The sequence below is a fragment of the Ideonella sp. genome, from assembly GCF_041287625.1.
In the GTDB taxonomy this organism is placed as follows: Bacteria; Pseudomonadota; Gammaproteobacteria; order Burkholderiales; family Burkholderiaceae_C; genus Ideonella.
On sequence record NZ_JBGGNH010000066.1, the window covers coordinates 63,405 to 83,407 of the forward strand.

A 20,003-nucleotide genomic window follows, 5' to 3' on the forward strand; every position below is an offset into this window, starting at 1 on the left:
CTTCGCGCCGCAACGAAAAAAGCCACTCTCGAGTGGCTTTTTGCTGGGCGCGCGGCGCGTGCTTCAGGCGGCCTGGATCTTCTCGGTGCGCTTGAGCAGCCAGGCCAGTGCATCGCCGTCCACCAGCGGCGACAGGCGCTCACGCACCATCGCGTGGTACTGGTTGAGCCAGTCGATTTCGTCCGCGCGCAGCAGGTCGAAGTCCATGCAGCGGGTGTCGATGGGGCACAGCGTCAGCGTCTCGAATTCGAGGAACTCGCCGAACTCGCTGCTGGGCGCCGGCACGTTGAGCACCAGGTTCTCGATGCGGATGCCGTGGCGGCCGGGCTTGTAGAGTCCCGGCTCGATCGAGGTGATCATGCCGGCGCGCATCGCCATGTGGGCGTCCGGCACGGCCTTGCTGATGCTTTGCGGGCCTTCGTGCACGTTCAGGAAGTAGCCCACGCCGTGGCCTGTGCCGTGGCCGTATTCCATGCTCTCGGCCCACAGCGGCGCGCGGGCCAGCGCGTCCAGCATCGGGCTCATGGTGCCTTCGGGGAAACGCGTGCGGCTGAGCTGCAGTGTGCCCTTGAGCACCAGCGTGTAGTCGCGCTTGTGCTCGGCGGTGATGGTGCCGACCGGCCAGACGCGGGTGATGTCGGTGGTGCCGCCCTTGTACTGGCCGCCGGAGTCGATCAGCAGCAGGCCGTTGCCCTCGATGGCGGCAAACGACTCGGGCGTGGCGCGGTAGTGCGGCATCGCGCCGTTCGCGTTGTAGCCGGCAATCACCGGGAAGGACAGGCCGACGAAGCCGGGCCGCTTGGCGCGCTCGGCGCTGAGCTTCTCGTCAATGGTCAGCTCGGTGATGCGCTCGCCGCTGGCCAGGGCCGCTTCGAACCAGGCGTAGAAGTGGCACATCGCCGCGCCGTCCTCGGCCATGGCCTGGCGGATGAAGGCGGCTTCCTCGGCTGTCTTGCGGCTCTTGGCCAGCGTGCTGGGGTTGATGGCTTCGATCACGGCGACGCTGGCCGGCACCGCTTCGCGCAGGCCCAGCGTCACGCGCTTGGGGTCCATCAGCAGCGTGCTGCCGGCCGGCAGCTTGGCCAGCGTGGCGGCGGCTTGGGCATAGTCGGCCAACTGGAAGCCTTCGCTGGCAAGCTTGGCGGCCAGCGCGGCGTCGGCCTTGCCGCTGCCGACAAACAGCGTTGCGTGGGCCGGCGCGATCAGCACGTGGGCCAGGAACACCGGGTTGTAGGCCACGTCGGCGCCGCGCAGGTTGGTCAGCCAGGCGATGTCGTCGACGGTCGAGATGAAGTGGTGGCTTGCGCCTTGTGCGGCCATTGCCTCGCGCACCTGGGCCAGCTTGGCGGTGCGTGGCAGCGGCGCCTCGGGTGCCAGGTGCTCGTAGATGCCGGCGGTTGGCAGCGTGGGCCGGTCGTCCCAGGCGGCGTCCAGCGGGTCGGCCTGGGTTTGCAGCTGGATGCCGGCGGCGTCGGTCACGCCACGCAGCTGCTTGGCTGCGGCCAACCCCAGCACCTGGCCGTCCACCGCCAGGGTTTCGCCACGCTTGAGGTGCTGGGTGATCCAGTCCAGGTGATAGGTGGCGGCGCCAGTCGGGATCTTGACCAGCGAGATGCCGCTGCCGGCCAGTTCGGCTTCTGCCTGGGTCCAGTAGCGGCTGTCGGCGAACAGCGCGGCGTCGGTCAGCGTGACGACCAGCGTGCCCATCGAACCTGTGAAGCCGGAGAACCATTCGCGGCCCTGCCAGCGGCCTGGCAGGTACTCGCTGATGTGCGGATCGCTGGACGGCACCAGCACGCCTTGCACGTTGGCGGCAGACATGGCTTCGCGCAGGCGGACGATGCGAAGGCGGGCGGGGGCGGTGCGGGTGTCCATGGTGTGGCTCCGGTCAGCCAGCCCGCGGATGGCGCAGGCGGCGCAGGTCGTCAGGAAATAAAGGGCGAAACGGCGCCATGAGCCCGGCGCCGAATCCGTGATTCTAGGAGGCGCATGCAGTTTCGGTCTCGGCAGGGCCGCGCCAGCCTTGCCGGGGCCAGCCCGCCGACACCCGCGCAATCCTCCAAGGCGATGATTTCCCCCTAAGTCGCATGGTAGACACCCCTCTCTGACGCTGCGAAGCTGTAACAAGGTTTTATATATGTGTTTCTTGTGGGTTTGGAGGTATCGAGTGAGCAGTTGTTTGAATCGTGGCCTGTCGGTTGTTGCTGTGGCGGGGTCACTGCTGGGCTTCGTGGGCCTTGCCCAGGCGAATTCGGAACTCGTGGAGGCCAGCCTGAGCGCGCATGCCAGGTACGTGCCGGGCGAGATGCTGGTGCAGTTCCACGGCACTGCCGCGCTGGCAGCACGGCAATCGGCGCTGGCGCTGGTCGGCGGGCGCTCGATCGAGCGGCTGCGCGCGGCCAATGGCAGCATGGGTGAGCTGCACCGCATCCGCCTGCCCGAGGGCTCCTCGGTTGCTGCGGCCATGCGCTTGCTGGGCACCAACGGCTTCGTGAAATTCGCCGAGCCGAACTGGGTCTACACCGCCCAGTCGGTCGCCACCGATCCGTACTATGTCAACGGCAGCCAGTGGGGCATGTACGGTGCGACCTCGCCACTCTTCACCAACACCTATGGCTCCGGTGCCGCAATGGCCTGGGACCGCGGCAACACCTGCCTGAAGAAGATCCATGTGGGCGTGATGGACGAAGGCATCATGCTGGCCCACAACGACTTGTTGAAGAACGTCTGGGTCAACCCCGATGAGGTGGTCAACGGCGTCGACGAAGACGGCAGCGGTTATGTCGACGACATCAACGGCTGGGACTTCGTCAACAACGACAACACCGTGTTCGACGACGTGACCGACGAACACGGCACCCAGGTGGCCGGCGTGATCGGCGCGCGTGGTGGCGACGACAAGGGCATTGCCGGCGTTTGCTGGGGCGTGAACATGATCCCCGCCAAGATGATGACCAACGGCACCGGCAACGCGGCGCTGGCGGTCAAGGCGATGGACTATCTGACCGGCCTGAAGTATTCGAAGGGCATCAAGCTGGTGGCCATCAGCGCGGCCTGGGGCGGCGGTGGCTTCTCGCAGGCTTTCTCCGATGCGATCGGCCGCGCAGGTGCCGCCAACATCCTGGTGGTCGCCGCTGCAGGCAACAGCAGCAAGAGCAATGACACCGCACCTTTCTACCCCGCCAGCTACGCGCTGGACAACGTGATCTCGGTCGCGGCGCTGACTGAATTCGGCACGCTGGCGAGCTACTCGAACTACGGCGCGACGACGGTTCACATCGCCGCACCGGGCACCGCCATCGAGACCACCAACCCGGTGATCAAGAAGGGTGTCTACAAATCGGGCTATGCGTCGCTGAGCGGCACCTCGTTCGCTTCGGCATTTGTCGTCGGCGCTGCCGCGATGTACGCCTCGTCGCACCAGAGTGCCAAGGCCCCCGAGATCAAGGCTGCGATCCTGAACAGCGCGATCCCGACCAACTCGCTAAACGGCAAGGTCATCACCGGCGCGCGGCTGGACATGAGCACCTTCTGACGCAGCACTCGTGCCTCAGAAAAGAGCCGCCCGAGGGCGGCTCTTTTCATGGGCGGGCGGCAGCCGAATCAGAGCTCGGTGCGCAGCTGCCAGATCTCCGGGAACAGCACCACGTCCAGCATTTTGCGCAGGTAATTCACACCGCCAGTGCCGCCGGTGCCGCGCTTGAAGCCGATCACGCGTTCCACCGTGGTCACGTGGCGGAAGCGCCAGAGGCGGAAGGCGTCCTCCAGATCGGTCAGCTCCTCGCCGAGCTGGTAGAGGTCCCAGTGCCGATCGGGTGCACGGTAGACCTGCAGCCAGGCCTGCATCACGCCCTCGTCGGCTGCGTAAGGCAGGGTCCAGTCGCGCTCCGTGTGGCTGGCGGGCACGGGGATGCCGCGGCGGGCCAGCAGGCGCAGCGCTTCGTCGTACAGCGAGGGCCGGCGCCAGGCGGCTTCCACGGTCTGCAGCAGGTCCGGCCGATGCGCGTGCGGCTTGAGCATTGCAGGGTTTTTGTTGCCCAGCGAAAACTCGATGCAGCGGTACTGCCAGCTCTGGAAGCCGCTGGACTTGGCCAGGTACGGGCGGATGGCGGAATATTCCGGCGGCGTCATCGTCGCCAGCACGTCCCAGGCATGCACCAGCTGCTCCATGATCTTCGAGACCCGGGCCAGCATCTTGAAGGCCGGCTGCAGTTGGTCTGACGCGAGGTGGTGCACCGCGGCCGTCAGCTCGTGCAGCATCAGCTTCATCCACAGCTCGCTGGTCTGGTGCTGGACGATGAACAGCATCTCGTTGTGGTCCGGCGAGAGCGGGTGCTGCGCGCCCAGCACCTCGTCCAGGTGAAGGTAGTCGCCGTAGCTCATGTCGCGGGAGAAGTCGAGCTGGGCACCTTCCTCGCGGACGATGGTTTCGCCGGCCGATGCCACGGGATTTGCCGCGGGCACGTCGTCTTGCGATGCGTGAGGGCAGGCCATCTCAGGTCACCGCGGCGCGCTGATTGAAGCGCGCCTCGCGCCACTCGCCGCTGTCCAGCACTTCGGCCAGCGCGGTCACCGCGTCGAACACGTCGACAAAGCGGGTGTACAGCGGCGTGAAGCCAAAGCGCAGCAGGTCGGGCTCGGCCTGGCTGCTGGCGCCGGCACGGAAGTCGCCGATGACGCCGCGCGCGATCAGCGCGGCCATCACCGCGTAGCCGCCTTCGTTGTGCACCAGCGAGACCTGGCTGCCGCGCTGCGTCTCGTCCAACGGTGAGGCCAGCGGCAGCGCATGCGCGGCGCAGCGCTGCTGCACCTGGGCGACGAACAGCCTTGAGAGCTGCAGCGACTTGGCGCGCAGTGCGGCCATGCCGCCCAGCGGCTCGGCGGCCAGCAGGGTGTCGATGCCGCATTCCAGCGCGCTCATCGCCAGCACCGCCGGCGTGCCGCAGAGGTAGCGCGACACGCCCGGTGCCGGCCGGTAGCCGGTGTCGAAGCGGAACGGTGCCGCGTGGCCCATCCAGCCCGAGAGCGGCTGCCAGAAGCGGTCCGCATGGCGGGCGTGGGCCCAGACAAAGGCGGGAGCGCCAGGGCCACCATTGAGGTACTTGTATCCGCAGCCGACCGCGAAATCGGCCTCGGCGCGGTTCAGGTCCACCGGCACTGCGCCGGCCGAGTGCGCGAGGTCCCAGATCGCCAGCGCGCCAGCAGCGTGGGCCTGTGCCGTGAGGCGGGCCATGTCCAGCATCAAGCCGCTGCGGTAGTTCACCTGGGTCCACAGCAGGACCGCGATGTCGCTGCCCTTGGCCAGCCGCGCTTCGAGTCCGGCGGCGCTGGCCAGCTCCAGCGTCAGGCCGTGCTGGGCGCAGAGCGACTGGGCGATGTAGAGGTCGGTCGGGAAGTTCTCGCGGTCTGACAGGACAACCTTGCGCTCGGGCGCGTCGGCCCTCGCGATGGCCAGCGCGGCGCTGAGCACCTTGTAGAGGTTGACCGAGGTGGAGTCTGCAACCACCACTTCGCCGGGGGCCGCGCCCACCAGCCGGGCGATCTTGTCGCCCAGGCGCTGCGGCTGCGCGATCCAGCCGGCGCTGTTCCAGCTGCGGATCAGGCCCTCGCCCCATTCCTGCTGGATGGCTTCGGCCACGCGTGCGGGGGTGGCTGCGGGTTGTGCGCCCAGCGAGTTGCCGTCCAGGTAGATCACGCCTTCGGGCAGGATGAATTGATCGCGCAGCGCGCGCAGCGGGTCGGTGGCGTCGAGCGCCAGGCAGTCTTGTCGGGTCAGGGTGACGAACATCGGAAGTCTCTGAAAGGGAAACGGGTTCACAGCTCGCGCAACACGGCGCGCACGGGAGAGGCATCGGCCTGGATCAGCTTCAGCGGCAGCGCGATCAGCTCATAGTCGCCTTCGGCCACTTCGTCCAGCACCAGGTTCTCCAGCACCCGCAGGTCGCGCTGGCGCAGCACCTGGTGGCTGTCCAGCGTCTTGCTGTCCGCCGGGTCCACGCTGGCGGAATCGATGCCGACCAGCTTCACGCCCAGGTCGGCCAGCCAGCTCAGCGTCTCGGGCGCGTAGGCTGGCAGCGAGGTGTCGAAACGTTCCTGCGGCATGCGCTGGTAGGTGCGCACCAGCACGCGCGGTGGCAGGTCGGCCACCGCATGCTGAAGGTGCTCGATGCGCACCAGCGGGCCGGCACCGATCGCGTGGATCACGCGGCAGGGCCCGAGGTAAGGTGCGAGGTCCACCAGGCCGGCGGTGGCGCCGTCCGGGCTGTAGTGCAGCGGCGCATCGGCATGCGCGCCCACATGCGGAGAGAGCGTCAGCGTCGCGACGTTGACCGGGCAGCCAGGGCCCAGCGTGGCGGCCCATCGCTGCTGGTAAGGCGTGTCGCCGGGAAAGACCGGCGCGCCGATGAACACCGGCGGCGAAATGTCCCAGAGCCGGCGCTCGCGGGCGGCGGATGGGGCGGTGCGGGAAGCGTCTGGCATGGCGGCGGAAGTTATCGCCGCATGATGCACCGTGGTGTCGGTTATTTCCAACAGGCGGGAGAAATCCGGGCTGCACTGGCATAGCTTCCCGCGGCCCCCCTGTTACCCGCTGCGGTCCAGTGCTGCGCACGAATCGTGCGACAGTCGCCCGGTCTTCATTTTTGTGGCGGCGCGGTATCGGCATGAGCTTTGGATCGACGGGACTCCTGCGGGCAGGGGCGGTGGCACTGGCGTCCAGCCTGCTGCTGAGCGGCTGCGGCGCGTTCTTCGCGGTGCGCATGGCGCGCAATGTGGTGGGCGACCGCAATGACCTGCTGCAGGCGCAGCGCGAGGCCACCTGGCTGGCGTTATGGCCGGCTTTGCAAGCCCGTTGCCAGGCCCTGGCTGCGGAACTGCCACTGCCTGCCACGCTGCCGCTGAAGGTGCCCACGGCCACGCTGCTGCTGGACACCCGCGGCCTGAGTGAGCCGGATGACAACGCGCTGCTGCCGCCGCGTGCCGTGTTGAAGACGCTGGCGGTGGCGAGCACGCAGCGCGCCAGCCTGTCGCCAGGCCAGCCAGCCGGGGCCGACTACGTGGTGGGCTGGCGCCGCACGCCGGTCCCGTCCGACTGGCCGCAGAGCCTCACCGGCCTGACCGAGATGAGCCTGCAGGTGAAGGACCGCGATGGTCGCCTGGTGGCGCAGGACAACAGCTTTGCGCTGTCGTGGCTGGGTGGGCTGCAGCCGGAGTACCTCAGTTGCTACCGGCTGCAGCGCGCCGCGGCGCAGCATCCGGCAGGCGAGCCCGCGCCGGACTTCATCTTCCTCAAGGAAGTCTTCGGCGTACGCGCTGCGCCACAGGTGGCAACCGGAAAGAACTGAAAGACCCGCCTCTTGATCAGGGCAGGGGAGCCAAGCCGTGGCGCATGCGGGCCCGGGCGCAGGCGTCGTCGCCAAGGCCCAGCGGGGCCAGCATGCCGAATTCGCGGCAGGGCGAGGGCCGCCATTCGTAGATGCCGCAGCGCGCGTCCTGGCCAACGCGGCCGGTGAGCGCTGCGCAGCGCGGCTGCGCATGGTCCGTGCCGCGCATGCGGCAGGTGTGATCGGTCACGTCGACGGCGAGCCCGTCCGGCACGCGACCACCCTCGCTGTCCAGCTCGGCGCGGGCGAAGTCCACGCGGAAGCTGGCGCAGCAGGCACCACAGTGCACGCAGGGGTTCATGACCGCCCGCCCGACGGGTACGTCGGCCGATCCCCCGCGGGGATGCGGGCCGGCTTGGGAGCGGCCCGGCGCTCGGCCCGCGTGGGGCGGGTTGACACAAGGGGGCTCACGGCGCGGGGGCGGGCTCGGGGGGCGGCGTGGTCGTGGCGGGGCTGCTGGCCGGCGCCATCGGGGCGTCTTCGGGCGACGGCGCCGGCGCATTGGCCCGCACCACGGTGACCGTGCATTCGCACTCCGCCACCACCTGTGAGGACACGCTGCCCAGGTAGCGCCGCAGCGCCGACTGGCCGCGCGCGCCCAGCACCACGTGGTCGACCTGGTTGCGGCGGGCGAATTCGATGATGGCGTTGGCCTCGTCCGGCGCTTCCAGCACGTGGTAGGTCAGCCGGCCTTCCTCCAGGTCCAGGGCCTTGCTGATCGGCCGGGCCCAGTGCTTCAGGTTGATCAGCTGCTTGACGTGCACGCTCTGGCCGGCCTTGTCGACCAGCTCGTCCATGCCCATGCGCGCGGTGCGCATCACGCTGAGGCAGGCCAGGCGCGCACCGGGCTCCGTCTGCACGATGCGGCGCACGGTTTCGCGCAACTCTTCGAGCAGGTGCTGCGAGGCGTTTTCCACGTCCACCGCGGCGACGATGATGGGGCTCTTGTGCACCATCTCGCTGGCGCTGACGCCGCGGCTGTCGGGCTCCGAGCCCAGCGCGAAGAACCAGCGCTTGAACCGGGTGTAGGCGCTGCTGCGCTGCATGCGCTCGGAGCGCGGGCCCAGCGGCACCTGGCCGGGATTCTGCAGGTCCAGCGCCAGCAGCGCAGCCGTCTGGTAGCGCTGCTCCGGGTTGACCTCCAGGCACTTCAGGATGACTTCCTGCAGCCACGGCGGGCAGTCGGCACGGATGGCGCGCGGCGGCACGGGGTCGAAATACAGCCGCTTGCGCAGGCCGCGCACCGTGTTCGGCGCGCCGAACGGGCGCTCGCCGGTGGTGAAGTGGTAGAGCATCACGCCCAAAGCGAAGATGTCGCTGCGCGGGTCGTTGCGAACGAACTGCACCTGCTCGGGCGACATGTACGGCCCGGTGCCCATGGGCAGCGTGAATTCCTCGTCCAGCAGGTCCGGCAGCTGATCGTGGCGCGACAGGCCGAAGTCGATCAGCACGGCGGTGCCGTCTTCGCGGAACAGGATGTTGCTGGGCTTGATGTCCAGGTGCACCACGTGCTGGCGGTGCAGCTCGTGCAGCGCGCTGGCCACGCGCTCGCCCAGGTCCACCACTTCCAGGATGGCCAGCGGCGCGCTGTCCAGCCGCGGGCGCAGCGTGGCGCCGGGAATGTGCTCCATCACGATGTGCGGCTGGCGCGTGAAGTCGCCCTTGGCGACGAACTTTGGCACATGCGGGCCGGAAAGCGTCGGCATGATCATGCGCTCGACCTCGAAGCCGACGATGGCGGCCGGGTCCTCGCCGCCCTTGATGCGCGGCACCTTCATGATCAGTGGCGAGCCGTCGGCCACCGGCAGCGCGTCCGCGCCCAGGCGGGTCACGCGCCACAGGCTGGCCATGCCGCCCTGGTGCAGCCGCTCCTCGAGCCGGAAGCCGTCGATGACCTGGCCGATGCGCAGTGCTGCGCCATGCACGTCGGCGCCGCGGTAGCGGCCGGGGCCTTTGAACGAGCCGGTGCTTTCCACTCTCGCCCGCCGCGTCAGTGGCCGTGCGCCAGCCGCTCGGCCAGGCGTTCGGGCAGGCCGGCGGCGCGGATCTTGTCGCCGGCCTGCTCGTGGTCGTAGGGCACGCGCTGGAAGGTCAGGGCCTGTTCGGTGGTGTCGAACATTGCGTAGCAGGCGGCCGGGTTGCCGTCGCGCGGCTGGCCGGCCGAGCCGGGCACGATCAGCCACTGGCGCAGCGGCGGGATGGGAATGGGCACGCCCGGCGAAGGAATGAAGTCGCCCGCCTTGCCGGTGCCCGAGAGGTGGAACAGCTTGGGCTCGTGCATGTGGCCGCAGAAGGTGTAGTGGCAGGTCGTGGCATGCAGGCTGCGCACCGCCTCGATGCGGCCCTGGATGTACTCCCACTCGGCCGGCGCAAACGCATTGGCATGCACAAACAGCATGTCGCCCTCGGTGACCGACAGCGGCAGCCGTTTCAGGAAACCGATCTGCGCATCGTCCAGCTGCGAGCGGGTCCACTCCACGACTTGGCGGGCCTCGGGTCGCATGGACGGCGAGATCACGTCGGCAACACCCGAGTCGTGGTTGCCACCCACGGCGATCGCGCCATTGGCCACGTATTCGCGCACCGTGTCGATGACCCAACCCGGGTCGGCCCCGTAGCCCACGTAATCGCCCAGGAAGGCGTAGCGCTCGGCGCCTTGCGTGGCGGCGTGGTCCAGCACGGCCTGTACCGCTTCGCGGTTGGCATGCAGGTCGGTTACCAGGGCCAGTTTCATCGGGATGGGCAGTGCAGGACGGGACGGGAAAGGGCAGGGCGATTGTCGGTCACGTTGGACCGGTGGCCGGTGCGGTCACCTGAGCAGGCTACTACCAGAACGCCGAGGCGCGCATCGACACCAACCAGAACGCCTGCCGAGCGGCGCCAACCGCTGCTGGCGGCAGCCCGGCGGTTGCAAGCGCAGTCGCCGGGGCCGGCGCCCCGCAAAGTGGATTGCGGAGACGCCGCTCAGCCTCAGCCGATGCGCCCGAGCAAGAGGTACTCCATGAGCGCCTTCTGCACATGCATGCGGTTCTCGGCTTCGTCCCAAACGACCGACTGCGGCCCGTCGATCACCTCGGCGCTGACTTCCTCGCCCCGGTGGGCCGGCAGGCAGTGCATGAAGAGGGCGTCGGGCTGGGCCACGGCCATCATCTCGGCGTCGACGCACCAGTCGGCAAAGGCCTTCAGGCGCTCGGCGTTCTCGGCTTCGTAGCCCATGCTGGTCCACACGTCGGTGGTGACCAGGTGGGCGCCGCGGCAGGCCTCCAGCGGGTCCTTGAAGACCTTGTAGCAGTCGCTGCGGGAAATGCCGGCCACCTTCGGGTCCACCTCGTAGCCGCTTGGGGTGCTGACGTGCACCGTGAAGCCCAGGATCTCGGCGGCCTGCAGCCAGGTGTTGGCCATGTTGTTGCCGTCACCCACCCAGGCGAAGACCTTGCCTTTGAGGCAGTCCAGGTCATAGCCGCGGGCATGCACCGGCGCGCGGTTTTCGAGGTAGGTCAGCAGGTCGGCCAGGATCTGGCAGGGATGGAACTCGTTGGTCAGGCCGTTGATGACCGGCACGCGCGAGTGGGCCGCGAAGCGCTCGATCTTGGTCTGCTCGAAGGTGCGGATCATCACGATGTCGACCATGCGGCTGATCACGCGGGCCGAGTCCTCGATCGGCTCGGCGCGGCCCAGCTGGCTGTCGCCGGTGGTCAGGTGAACGACGGAGCCGCCCATCTGGTACATGCCGGCTTCGAAGCTGACGCGGGTGCGGGTGCTGGCCTTCTCGAAGATCATCGCCAGCGTGCGGTCGGTCAGCGGCTGGTAGCGCTCGTAGTTCTTGAAGCGCTGCTTGATGACGCGGGCGCGTTCGAACAGGTAGGCGTATTCCTCGGCCCGGAAGTCCTTGAACTGCAGGTAGTGCTTCATGAGGCTGAACCCCGGTTTCATGCGGCAGGTTCCGCGAGGAAGGCCTTGATCAACGGCACCAGCAGGCTGACGATCTCGTCGGCTTCGGCCGTGCGCAGGATCAGCGGCGGCAGCAGGCGCACCACGCTGTCGGCCGTCACGCTGATCAGCAGGCCGGCCTCGGCCGCGCGGCCCAGCAGCACGCCGCAGGGGCGGTCCAGCTCGATGCCCAGCATCAGCCCGTGGCCGCGGATTTCCTTGATGCCGGCCTGCCCGGCGAGTTCACGCGCCAGTGCCTGCCTCAGATGGTCGCCAACCTGGGCCGCGCTCGCCAGCAGGCCGTCGGCTTCCATGATCCGGATGGTCTCGACGCCGGCGCGCATGGCCAGCGGGTTGCCGCCGAAGGTGCTGCCGTGGCTGCCCGGCGTGAGCACGCCTTCGGCCTTGGGGCCGACCAGGATCGCACCGACCGGCACGCCCGAGCCCAGGCCCTTGGCCAGCTGCATCACGTCCGGCTTGATGCCGGCCCACTGGTGGGCGAACCACTTGCCGGTGCGGCCGAAGCCGCTCTGCACTTCGTCGAACATCAGCAGCCAGTTGTGCGTGTCGCACAGCGTGCGCAGCTCGCGCAGGTAGTCCCCCCGCGCCGGCACGATGCCGCCTTCGCCCTGGATCGGTTCGACCAGCACCGCGACCACGTTCGGATGCGTGGCAGCGGCGCTGTGCAGCGCGTCCACGTCGTTCAGCGGCAGGCGCACGAAACCTTCGACCAGCGGGCCGAAGCCTGCCTGGATCTTGGGGTTGCCGGTGGCCGACAGCGTGGCAATCGAGCGGCCGTGGAAGGACTTGTCGAAGACGATGATCTCGGGCCGCTCGATGCCGCGGCCGTGGCCGAACTTGCGGGCGATCTTCAGCGCGCCTTCGTTGGCTTCCAGGCCGGTTGAACAAAAGAATGCCTGCGACATGCCTGCGCGTTCGCACAGCAGCGCTGCCAGCGTTTCCTGGAGCGGCGTCTGGTAGTAATTGCTGGTGTGGATCAGCTTGGTGAGTTGATCCTGCAGCGCCGGCACCAGCACCGGGTGGTTGTGGCCCAGCGTGTTGACGGCAATGCCGCCCAGCGCGTCCAGGTAGCGTCGGCCTTCGGTGTCCCAGACGGTGCAGCCGCGGCCGTGCGACAGCGCAAAAGGCAGTCGGCCGTAGGTGTTCATCACATGGGGCATGGGGGCGGACATGGGCAGGCTCCGGGTCGGGATGAGCAAAGAAAGAGTGGAGAAAACAAAGGGCGGCTGTGTCTTGTGGATCACAGGCTGCCCAGGGGCCGAATTCTAAAGGCCGACATGTGTCATGCAGCCGCTTCTCAAGCCTTTGGCCGAGGTGCCGACAACAGGTGGGTACCGGAAGCCGGCGAAGCTCCACTGGCCATTCCCAAACCCTTGCATGCTGCATTGCAGCACCGGCAAGGCACAATGCGTTGTTTGCGTCGGCCGGCCTCCGGCTCTGGCATGGGCTTCGAGCCCGCGTCGGGACGCGAACGTTGTCAAAACTGCAGGCTGGCCTTGCCGGCCGGCGTCCCGCCACGTCACCCATGCCATTGTCCAAGCCGCGCGAAGTGTTCATCCAGGGCCTCACCATGGACGGCCGCACCTTTCGCCCCAGTGACTGGGCCGAGCGGCTGGCTGGCGCGATGTCCTGCTTCCGCCCTGGCGGCAGCAAGGCCGGCATTGGTGCCTTCATCGGCTACTCGCCGTATTGCGTGCCGCGGGTCATCAACAACGTGAAATGCGTGATCGTCAATGAAGCGCTGAAGGACATCGAGCCGATGGCCTGGGACTTCGTGATGAACTTCGCCCGCGACAACAAGCTGCAGGTCACCGATGGGTGCCTGTTGCCCGACACGCCGGCAGCCGGCGGCGAGAAGAAGGCCTGATCGCCAAAGCCACCCGGCCATGAAAAAAGCCCCGCAGTGCGGGGCTTTTCACTTTCCACCTGGAGGTTGCGTCAGGCGGCGAGCGCCTTGACTTTGGCTGCCAGGCGGCTCTTGTGACGAGCTGCCTTGTTCTTGTGGAAGATGCCCTTGTCAGCGATCGAGTCGATCACGCTTTGGGCGGTCTTGAAGGTTTCGGCAGCCTGTGCCTTGTCGCCAGTGGCAACAGCCTTCAGGACACTCTTGACGGAGGTGCGAAACTTGGAGCGCAGCGAAGTGTTCGCGGCGTTCAGGTGAACGTCCTGGCGGGCGCGCTTGCGGCCCGAGGCCAGGCGCACGGTGCGCTTCTTGGCTTTGGAGGAGGTGGCCATGCTGTATGGTTTTCCAGGTGGGGAAAGACTGTCGAGTATAGCCCATTTCCTGCGCTGCAGGCAAGCTGCGCCCGGCTCGCGTTGAGGCCTCCCGCATAATCCCCGGTTTCGCCCTGCTGCCGGCACCCACGTGCCGGCCCTCCCATGAATCTGTTGAAGGCCGCGTCCACTGTTTCGCTGTGGACCTTGTTGTCCCGCATCACCGGCCTGGTCCGGGACCAGTTGATTGCCGCGAGTTTTGGCGCCAGCGCGGTGACCGATGCCTTCAACGTCGCGTTTCGCATTCCCAATCTGCTGCGTCGCCTGTTTGGCGAGGGCGCTTTTTCGGCGGCCTTCGTGCCCATCCTGGCGGCCACCCGCGAGCGGGAGGGCGATGAAGTCACTCGCCGGCTGATCGACGCGGTCGGCACGGTGTTGTTGTGGGTGCTGGTGGCGACCTGCGTCGTTGGCGTGCTGGCGGCGCCGGCGGTGGTCTGGCTGTTCGGCGCCGGGCTGGAGGAATTCGACCTGGCGGTGGTGATGACCCGCTGGATGTTCCCTTACATCGGCTTCATGTCACTGGTGGCGCTGTCGGCCGGCGTGCTGAACACCTGGAAGAACTTCGCGTTGCCGGCCGCCACACCGGTGCTGCTGAACGTTGCGATGATCGTCTGCTCGCTGGGCCTGACGCCGGTGCTGAAGTCGTACCACATCGAGCCCATCCATGCGCTGTCCGCTGGCGTGTTGCTGGGCGGGGTGTTGCAACTGGCGGTGCAGATTCCTGCGCTGGCGCGCATAGGCGCCTTGCCGCGCATTGGCGTGCTGCCGGGCGCGCTGCTCGCCGCGTGGCGGCACCCTGGCGTGCACCGCGTGCTCAAGCAGATGGCACCGGCCCTGCTGGGTGTTTCGGTCGCGCAGGCTTCGCTGCTGGTCAACACCCAGATCGCTTCGCACCTGCGCCCGGGTGCGGTTTCATGGCTGGTCTATGCGGACCGGCTGATGGAATTTCCCACGGCGATGCTGGGCGTGGCGCTGGGCGTGGTGCTGATTCCAGGCCTCTCGGCGCTGCGGGCGCGCGGCGACCACGCAGGGTATTCGGCTCAGTTGGACTGGGGGCTGCGGCTGATGATGCTGCTGGCCACGCCGTGCGCGGTGGCGATGCTGGTGTTTGCGGAGCCGCTGGTGGCGGTGCTGTTCCACTACGGCAAGTTCAGCTCAGAGGCCGTGGACATGACTGTGCTTGCACTGCGCGGCTACGGCTGCGGCCTGCTGGGCCTGGTGGGCGTCAAGGTGCTGGCGCCCGGTTTTTTTGCCCAGCAGGACTTGCGCACGCCGGTGCGCATTGCGGTGATGGTGCTGATCTGCACCCAGCTGATGAACGCGATCTTCGTGCCCTGGCTGGGGCACGCCGGCCTGGCCTTGTCGATCGGCCTGGGTGCGATGGTCAATGCCGGCTGGTTGATGATCGGCCTGCAAAAGCGTGGGCTCTACAGCCCGGGACCTGGCTGGCTGGTGTACCTTGCGCGCTTGACGCCGGCCAACCTGGTGCTGGGGCTGTGGCTGGGCTGGAGCGCGCACGCGATTGGCTGGCTGGCGCTGCAGGCGCATGCGGGTCAGCGGGCCGGGCTGCTGGCGGGCGTGATCGGCATCGGGGCGCTGCTGTATTTCGGCGCGCTGCGCCTGGCTGGCCTGCCGCTGAAACAGTTCCTGCGCCGGACCTGATGCAGCTGCTGCAAGGCAATTTGCAAACCCGCGCTGGCTGCTTCGTCCTACACTCGCTGGCATGAGTGTGCCCCTGAGCCTCGTGCCCCAAAGTGCGCTGGACTATTTCTCGGCACTGGTGACCCGGGACGATGAATTCGCGCTGCTGGAAGCGGCCATCCTGCTCGGCCAGGACGCCCATCCGGCGCTGGACGTGCAAGCCGTGCTGGCCGAGATCGACCGGCTGGCCGAGCAACTGCGCCGCCGCCTGCCTGGTGATGCCGCGCCGCTGCACCGGCTGCGGGTTCTGAACCGCTATTTCTTCAATGAACTCGGTTTTGGGGCCAACGCCAACCACTTCTATGACCCTGACAACAGCTACGTGCATCGCGTGCTGGCCACGCGGCGCGGCATACCCATTTCGCTGGCGTTGATCTTCATCGAACTGGCCGGGCAGATCGGCCTGCAGGCGCGTGGCATTTCTTTCCCTGGACATTTCCTGGTCAAGCTGCGCATGCCGGCTGGCGAAGTCATCCTGGACCCGATCAACGGCCGCTCGCTGTCGCGCGAAGAGCTGGAAGAGCGGTTGGAGCCCTTTGTTCAGCAGCAAGGCCTGATCGGCGATTTCGAGACGCCGCTCGGCCTGTTCCTGCAGGCCGCGGCACCGCGCGACATGCTGGCCCGCATGCTGGGCAACCTGAAAGCCATCCACCGCCAGTCCGAGGACTGGGTGGCGTTGCTGGCGGTGCAGCAGCGAATGGTCTGCCTGCTGCCGGAACAGTGGGAAGAACGGCGCGACCGCGGCCTGGCCTATGCCGAGCTGGGGCAGGCCAGTGCCGCGCTGAGCGACCTGGTGACCTACCTCCAGCATTGCCCGGCCGCGCCGGACGCGCCGGCGCTGGAGGCGCGGGTCGAAGCCTTGCGTGGCAGCCCGCGCCCGTTGTTGCACTGAGCCAGGGCGGTGGCGGTGCGCCCTGGCGTCCGTCCTACAATCCGGCGCCCGGCCACATTGGCTGTGGTCGCCACGCTCGGCTGCGCCAGCCTGAAGCCGATGGTGGCCCGGCCGTGCCGCTCATGCCGCAAGCCATTTTTCCGTTCTCACCATGAACCGCTCCGCAGACCCTCACGCGTTGCGCGGCCAGCCGCTGGCCGGCGGCGGCGCTTGGTCGCGTGCGTCGGTGGGCCTCGCATGAAGCAGATGCCGCTGGCCATCGGCCTGGAGGCCGAGCCTGATTTCCACAATTTCGTGCCTGGCGACAACAGCCTCGCAGCGCAGGCGATGCGCGACCTGGTGCTGCCCGGGCCACCGGTCTATCTGTGCGGCCCGGCCGGCAGCGGGAAGACACATTTGTTGTCCGCGCTGGCACACCAGGTGCATGCCCAGGGTGGCCGCAGTGGCTGGTTCGATGCCGACCATGCCTTGCCCTGGACCTTCGACGAAGGCTGGTCGCTGATCCTGATCGACGGTGCCGAGCGCTTGGACCCGGCGCGCCAGCACGCTGCCTTCACGCTGTTCGTCGAGGCCGCAACCCACGGTGTGCAAATGGCTTCCGCCGGCCGTTTGCCGCCGGTCGACCTGCCGGTGCGCGAGGACCTGCGCACCCGTTTCGGCTGGGGGCACGTATTCGCGCTGCACCCGCTGGGTGATGATGGTGTTCGCGAGGTGCTGGTGCGCGAGGCGCGCCACCGCGGGCTGGCGTTGTCCAGCGAGGTATTGGACTACTTGCTGAGCCATTTCTCTCGTGAGCTGGGCTCGCTGATGGCCTTGCTGATCCGGCTGGACCGCTTCTCGCTCGCCGAAGGCCGGGCACTGAGTGTGCCGCTGCTCAAGAAAATGCTGGCCGAAGAGCCTGGGCAGCCGACGCTGCCGGCCGCCAACGCTGCCCAACCTGACCCGGACATTGCTTCGCTGGACCTGTTTCCCGATGAAACTCGCGCTTTTTGACCTCGACGGCACGCTGTTGCCCAACGATTCCGACCACGCTTTTGGCGAGTACATGGTGAACGTCGGCTGGGTCGACGGCGATGCCTGGCGCCGCCGCAACGATGGCTTCTACGCCCAGTACCAGGCCGGCACGCTGGTACTGGCCGATTACCTTGACTTTGCGACCGCCGCCTGGCGCAGCCGGCCCACGGCAGAGGCCGAGGCGATGCGCGCGCGCTTCATGCAGGACGTGATCGAACCGGTGCTGCACCCGGCGGCGCGCGAACTGGTGCAGGGCCACATCGACGCCGGCGACCTGGTGGCAGTGGTCACCGCGACCAACGAGTTCGTGACCCGGCCGATCGCCACCGCCTTTGGCGTCGAGCACCTGCTGGCCGTCGAGTTGGAACGCGACGAGCAGGGACGCGTGACCGGCAAGGTGCATGGCGTGCCAACCTTCCGCGAAGGCAAGGTAACCCGAGTGGACGCCTGGCTGACCGACCTGGGCCGTGCCTGGCAGGAATTCGACGAAGTCGTCTTCTACAGTGACTCGACCAATGACCTGCCGCTGCTGGAGCGTGTCAGCACGCCAGTGGCCACCAATCCCACGCCCGCGCTGGCAGCGATTGCCCGCGAACGCGGCTGGCGCATCCTGAATCTATTCGAGACCCCATGATCCGCAAATTCATCGACAAGCTGCTGGGCAAGCCGGCAGATGGCTCGGCCAAGGCGGCCAAGGCGGCCAAGGCCGCCAAGACGGGTGGCATTCCGCTGGGCAAGCGCACCGAGGTGCCGGAAAGCGAGCACGGCATTGACGCTTCGCTGCTGGACGAGCGCGCGGTGCGTGTCGTCACCACGCTGCAGCAGGCCGGCTACGAGGCCTACATCGTGGGCGGCGCGGTGCGCGACCTGATGGTCAACCGCCGGCCCAAGGACTTCGACGTGGCGACCAACGCCACGCCCGAGCAGGTCAAGGGCCTGTTCCGGCGGGCCTTCATCATCGGCCGGCGCTTCCGCATCGTGCACGTGATCCATGGCCGGGGCCGTGACCATGAGGTCATCGAAGTCTCGACCTTTCGCGCGTACATGGACAACAGCGCGGCCGAGCAGGTCGAGGGCAATGAGAAGACCTCGCGCGACGAGATGGCCGGCAAGAGCCATGTGGTGGATGCCAGCGGCCGGGTGTTGCGTGACAACGTCTGGGGACCGCAGATCGAGGATGCCGCGCGGCGCGACTTCACTGTCAACGCGATGTATTACGACCCGTCGACCCGAATCGTGATCGACTACCACGGTGGCATCAAGGACTCGCAGGCGCGTGTGCTGCGCATGATCGGTGACCCGGAAACCCGCTACCGCGAAGACCCGGTGCGCATCCTGCGCGTGGTGCGGTTCGCCGCCAAGCTGGGCTTCACGATCGAGCCCAAGACGCAAAAGCCTCTGAAGGCGATGGCCGCCACGCTGGCCAATGTGCCGGCCTCGCGCATGTTCGACGAGATGATCAAGCTGCTGCAGACCGGCCATGCGCTGGACAGCCTGGCGCAGTTGAAGGCGCAGGGCCTGGACCGCGGCCTGTTCCCGGTGCTGGATGCCGTGCTGACCCACGCCACTGCCGGCAGCCCGCGCGAGAAATTCGTGCACCTGGCGCTGAAGGACACCGACCGCCGCGTCGCCGAAGGCAAGGCCGTGGCCCCCAGCTTCATGCTGGCCTGCATGCTGTGGCACGACGTGCAGGAAAACTGGACCCGGCTGCGCGACGCGGGCGAGCACCCGATGCCGGCACTGTCCCAGGCCATCGACGCGGTGTTCGACGCCCGCATCGGCGACATTTCCGGCCGCGGCAAGCTGGCGACCGACATGCGCGAGATCTGGATGATGCAGCCGCGCTTCGAACGCCGCACAGGCGCCCAGGCTTACGGCCTGGTCGAGCAGCCGCGCTTCCGCGCCGGCTTTGACTTCCTGCGCCTGCGCGCGGACGTAGGGGAAGCTCCGGCCGACCTGGCCGAATGGTGGGAAGACTTCTCGCTCGGCAACGACGCCGAGCGCGAAGCGCTGGTGGATGCCGTGCGCGACGCGCCGCGCCCGCGCCGCTCGCCCAAACCGCGCCGCACGCCGGCCGAGCAAGCCGAAGACGGCACGCCAGCCGAAGCTTCCGACGAAGCTGGCGACGACGAATCGGACGACCAGGAGCTCGCCGAGCCTGGCACCGGCGACGCACCGCGCAAGAAGCGCCGCCGCCGTCGCAAGCCTTCGGGTGCCCGGACCGGCGCACGCAGCGGCGACACTGGCAGTGGCCCGGCGGGTGGTGGTGGTGGTGGCGCTGGTGGTGAAGCCTGAGCCGGCGCGTGCCTATGTGGGCCTCGGCGCCAACCTCGGGGACGCCCGCGGTCAGCTGAGCCTTGCCTTGCAACGCCTGGCGGCATTGCCGGGCGTGCAGGGGCTGCGTGCCTCGTCGTTCTACCGCAGCGCGCCGGTCGACGCGACCGGGCCGGACTACGTCAATGCGGTGGCTGAGCTGGATACCACGCTGGCGCCATGTGCGCTGCTGGCCGAGTTGCAGGCCCTGGAGCAGTTGGCTGGCCGCGAGCGCGCCTACCGCAACGCGCCGCGCACGCTGGACCTGGACCTGCTGCTGCATGGTGAGCAAGTGCTGGCCGACCCGCTGCTGACGCTGCCGCACCCGCGGCTTCACCTGCGTGCCTTCGTGCTGCTGCCCTTGGCCGAATTGGTGCCAGATTTGCTCTTGCCTGGCCTTGGGCCGCTGGCCGATTGGTTGCCGGGGGTGGCAGACCAGGCCATTGAGCGCATGGACAAGGATGTGATCGCGTGAC

At 68.0% G+C, this 20,003-nt stretch carries 19 protein-coding genes; 9 read left to right on the plus strand and 10 right to left on the minus strand.

Annotation, left to right across the window (positions count from 1 at the left end; translation table 11 throughout):
• Positions 1 to 63 precede the first annotated feature (63 nt).
• Positions 64 to 1,875: an aminopeptidase P family protein gene (locus ACAH41_RS24120; protein ID WP_325648221.1), complete on the minus strand. Its 1,812-nt coding sequence runs from the start codon at positions 1,873 to 1,875 to the stop codon at positions 64 to 66.
• 292 nt (positions 1,876 to 2,167) lie between these two features.
• On the opposite strand from ACAH41_RS24120, the gene ACAH41_RS24125 reads away from it, so the two are divergent.
• Positions 2,168 to 3,535 (plus strand): S8 family peptidase, encoded by a 1,368-nt coding sequence (locus ACAH41_RS24125; RefSeq protein ID WP_370538569.1) that lies wholly within the window; start codon positions 2,168 to 2,170, stop codon positions 3,533 to 3,535.
• A 68-nt stretch (positions 3,536 to 3,603) separates the two neighbouring features.
• Here the strand turns inward: ACAH41_RS24125 and kynA are convergent, their stop codons facing one another.
• The 3 genes from kynA to kynB are packed head-to-tail and all read right to left on the minus strand — an operon-like array spanning position 3,604 to position 6,480.
• Positions 3,604 to 4,494, minus strand: coding sequence for a tryptophan 2,3-dioxygenase (kynA, locus tag ACAH41_RS24130; protein WP_325648219.1), 891 nt, complete (start codon positions 4,492 to 4,494; stop codon positions 3,604 to 3,606).
• A gap of 1 nt (position 4,495) precedes the next feature.
• Entirely contained in the window at positions 4,496 to 5,788 is a 1,293-nt protein-coding gene (gene kynU, locus ACAH41_RS24135) for a kynureninase (protein WP_325648218.1), read from the minus strand.
• A 26-nt stretch (positions 5,789 to 5,814) separates the two neighbouring features.
• Positions 5,815 to 6,480 carry an arylformamidase gene (kynB, locus tag ACAH41_RS24140; RefSeq protein ID WP_325648217.1) on the minus strand — a complete coding sequence of 222 codons (666 nt, stop codon included), beginning with the start codon at positions 6,478 to 6,480 and terminating at the stop codon, positions 5,815 to 5,817.
• Between the two features lie 182 nt (positions 6,481 to 6,662).
• Between kynB and ACAH41_RS24145 the strand changes: the two genes are divergently transcribed.
• Positions 6,663 to 7,343: a hypothetical protein gene (locus ACAH41_RS24145; protein ID WP_325648216.1), complete on the plus strand. Its 681-nt coding sequence runs from the start codon at positions 6,663 to 6,665 to the stop codon at positions 7,341 to 7,343.
• A gap of 16 nt (positions 7,344 to 7,359) precedes the next feature.
• Here ACAH41_RS24145 and ACAH41_RS24150 read toward each other — a convergent pair whose 3' ends face one another.
• From ACAH41_RS24150 to ACAH41_RS24170, 5 genes are all read right to left on the minus strand, one after another.
• A complete protein-coding gene (locus tag ACAH41_RS24150; RefSeq protein ID WP_325648215.1) occupies positions 7,360 to 7,683 on the minus strand; it encodes a YkgJ family cysteine cluster protein in 324 nt (107 codons plus the stop codon).
• A gap of 106 nt (positions 7,684 to 7,789) precedes the next feature.
• Positions 7,790 to 9,358: a bifunctional serine/threonine-protein kinase/universal stress protein gene (locus tag ACAH41_RS24155; protein WP_325648214.1), complete on the minus strand. Its 1,569-nt coding sequence runs from the start codon at positions 9,356 to 9,358 to the stop codon at positions 7,790 to 7,792.
• 14 nt (positions 9,359 to 9,372) lie between these two features.
• The gene (locus ACAH41_RS24160; protein WP_325648213.1) at positions 9,373 to 10,116 is read right to left on the minus strand and encodes a metallophosphoesterase family protein; all 744 of its coding nucleotides are present in this window, start codon (positions 10,114 to 10,116) and stop codon (positions 9,373 to 9,375) included.
• A 236-nt stretch (positions 10,117 to 10,352) separates the two neighbouring features.
• Positions 10,353 to 11,315 (minus strand): ornithine carbamoyltransferase, encoded by a 963-nt coding sequence (gene argF, locus ACAH41_RS24165; RefSeq protein ID WP_325648212.1) that lies wholly within the window; start codon positions 11,313 to 11,315, stop codon positions 10,353 to 10,355.
• Complete coding sequence (locus ACAH41_RS24170) at positions 11,312 to 12,505, minus strand: aspartate aminotransferase family protein (protein WP_325648211.1); 1,194 nt, start codon at positions 12,503 to 12,505, stop codon at positions 11,312 to 11,314. The genes argF and ACAH41_RS24170 overlap by 4 nt, the downstream gene beginning before the upstream one ends.
• Positions 12,506 to 12,858: 353 nt before the next feature.
• Between ACAH41_RS24170 and ACAH41_RS24175 the strand changes: the two genes are divergently transcribed.
• Positions 12,859 to 13,200: a DUF3579 domain-containing protein gene (locus ACAH41_RS24175; RefSeq protein ID WP_325648210.1), complete on the plus strand. Its 342-nt coding sequence runs from the start codon at positions 12,859 to 12,861 to the stop codon at positions 13,198 to 13,200.
• 71 nt (positions 13,201 to 13,271) lie between these two features.
• Here the strand turns inward: ACAH41_RS24175 and rpsT are convergent, their stop codons facing one another.
• A complete protein-coding gene (gene rpsT / locus ACAH41_RS24180) occupies positions 13,272 to 13,568 on the minus strand; it encodes a 30S ribosomal protein S20 (protein ID WP_141287403.1) in 297 nt (98 codons plus the stop codon).
• A 144-nt stretch (positions 13,569 to 13,712) separates the two neighbouring features.
• On the opposite strand from rpsT, the gene murJ reads away from it, so the two are divergent.
• The 6 genes from murJ (at position 13,713) to folK (ending at position 20,002) form a co-directional block, all read left to right on the plus strand.
• On the plus strand, positions 13,713 to 15,269 hold the full coding sequence (gene murJ, locus ACAH41_RS24185; protein WP_325648209.1) for a murein biosynthesis integral membrane protein MurJ: 1,557 nt from the start codon (positions 13,713 to 13,715) through the stop codon (positions 15,267 to 15,269).
• 61 nt (positions 15,270 to 15,330) lie between these two features.
• Positions 15,331 to 16,200: a tetratricopeptide repeat protein gene (locus tag ACAH41_RS24190; RefSeq protein ID WP_325648208.1), complete on the plus strand. Its 870-nt coding sequence runs from the start codon at positions 15,331 to 15,333 to the stop codon at positions 16,198 to 16,200.
• 237 nt (positions 16,201 to 16,437) lie between these two features.
• Positions 16,438 to 17,193, plus strand: coding sequence for a DnaA regulatory inactivator Hda (hda, locus tag ACAH41_RS24195; protein ID WP_325648207.1), 756 nt, complete (start codon positions 16,438 to 16,440; stop codon positions 17,191 to 17,193).
• Positions 17,174 to 17,848, plus strand: coding sequence for an HAD family hydrolase (locus tag ACAH41_RS24200; RefSeq protein ID WP_325648206.1), 675 nt, complete (start codon positions 17,174 to 17,176; stop codon positions 17,846 to 17,848). Before hda ends, ACAH41_RS24200 begins: the two co-directional genes overlap by 20 nt.
• Positions 17,845 to 19,509 (plus strand): polynucleotide adenylyltransferase PcnB, encoded by a 1,665-nt coding sequence (pcnB, locus tag ACAH41_RS24205; protein WP_325648205.1) that lies wholly within the window; start codon positions 17,845 to 17,847, stop codon positions 19,507 to 19,509. Before ACAH41_RS24200 ends, pcnB begins: the two co-directional genes overlap by 4 nt.
• Positions 19,499 to 20,002: a 2-amino-4-hydroxy-6-hydroxymethyldihydropteridine diphosphokinase gene (gene folK / locus ACAH41_RS24210; protein WP_325648204.1), complete on the plus strand. Its 504-nt coding sequence runs from the start codon at positions 19,499 to 19,501 to the stop codon at positions 20,000 to 20,002. Before pcnB ends, folK begins: the two co-directional genes overlap by 11 nt.
• Position 20,003: the final 1 nt, after the last annotated feature.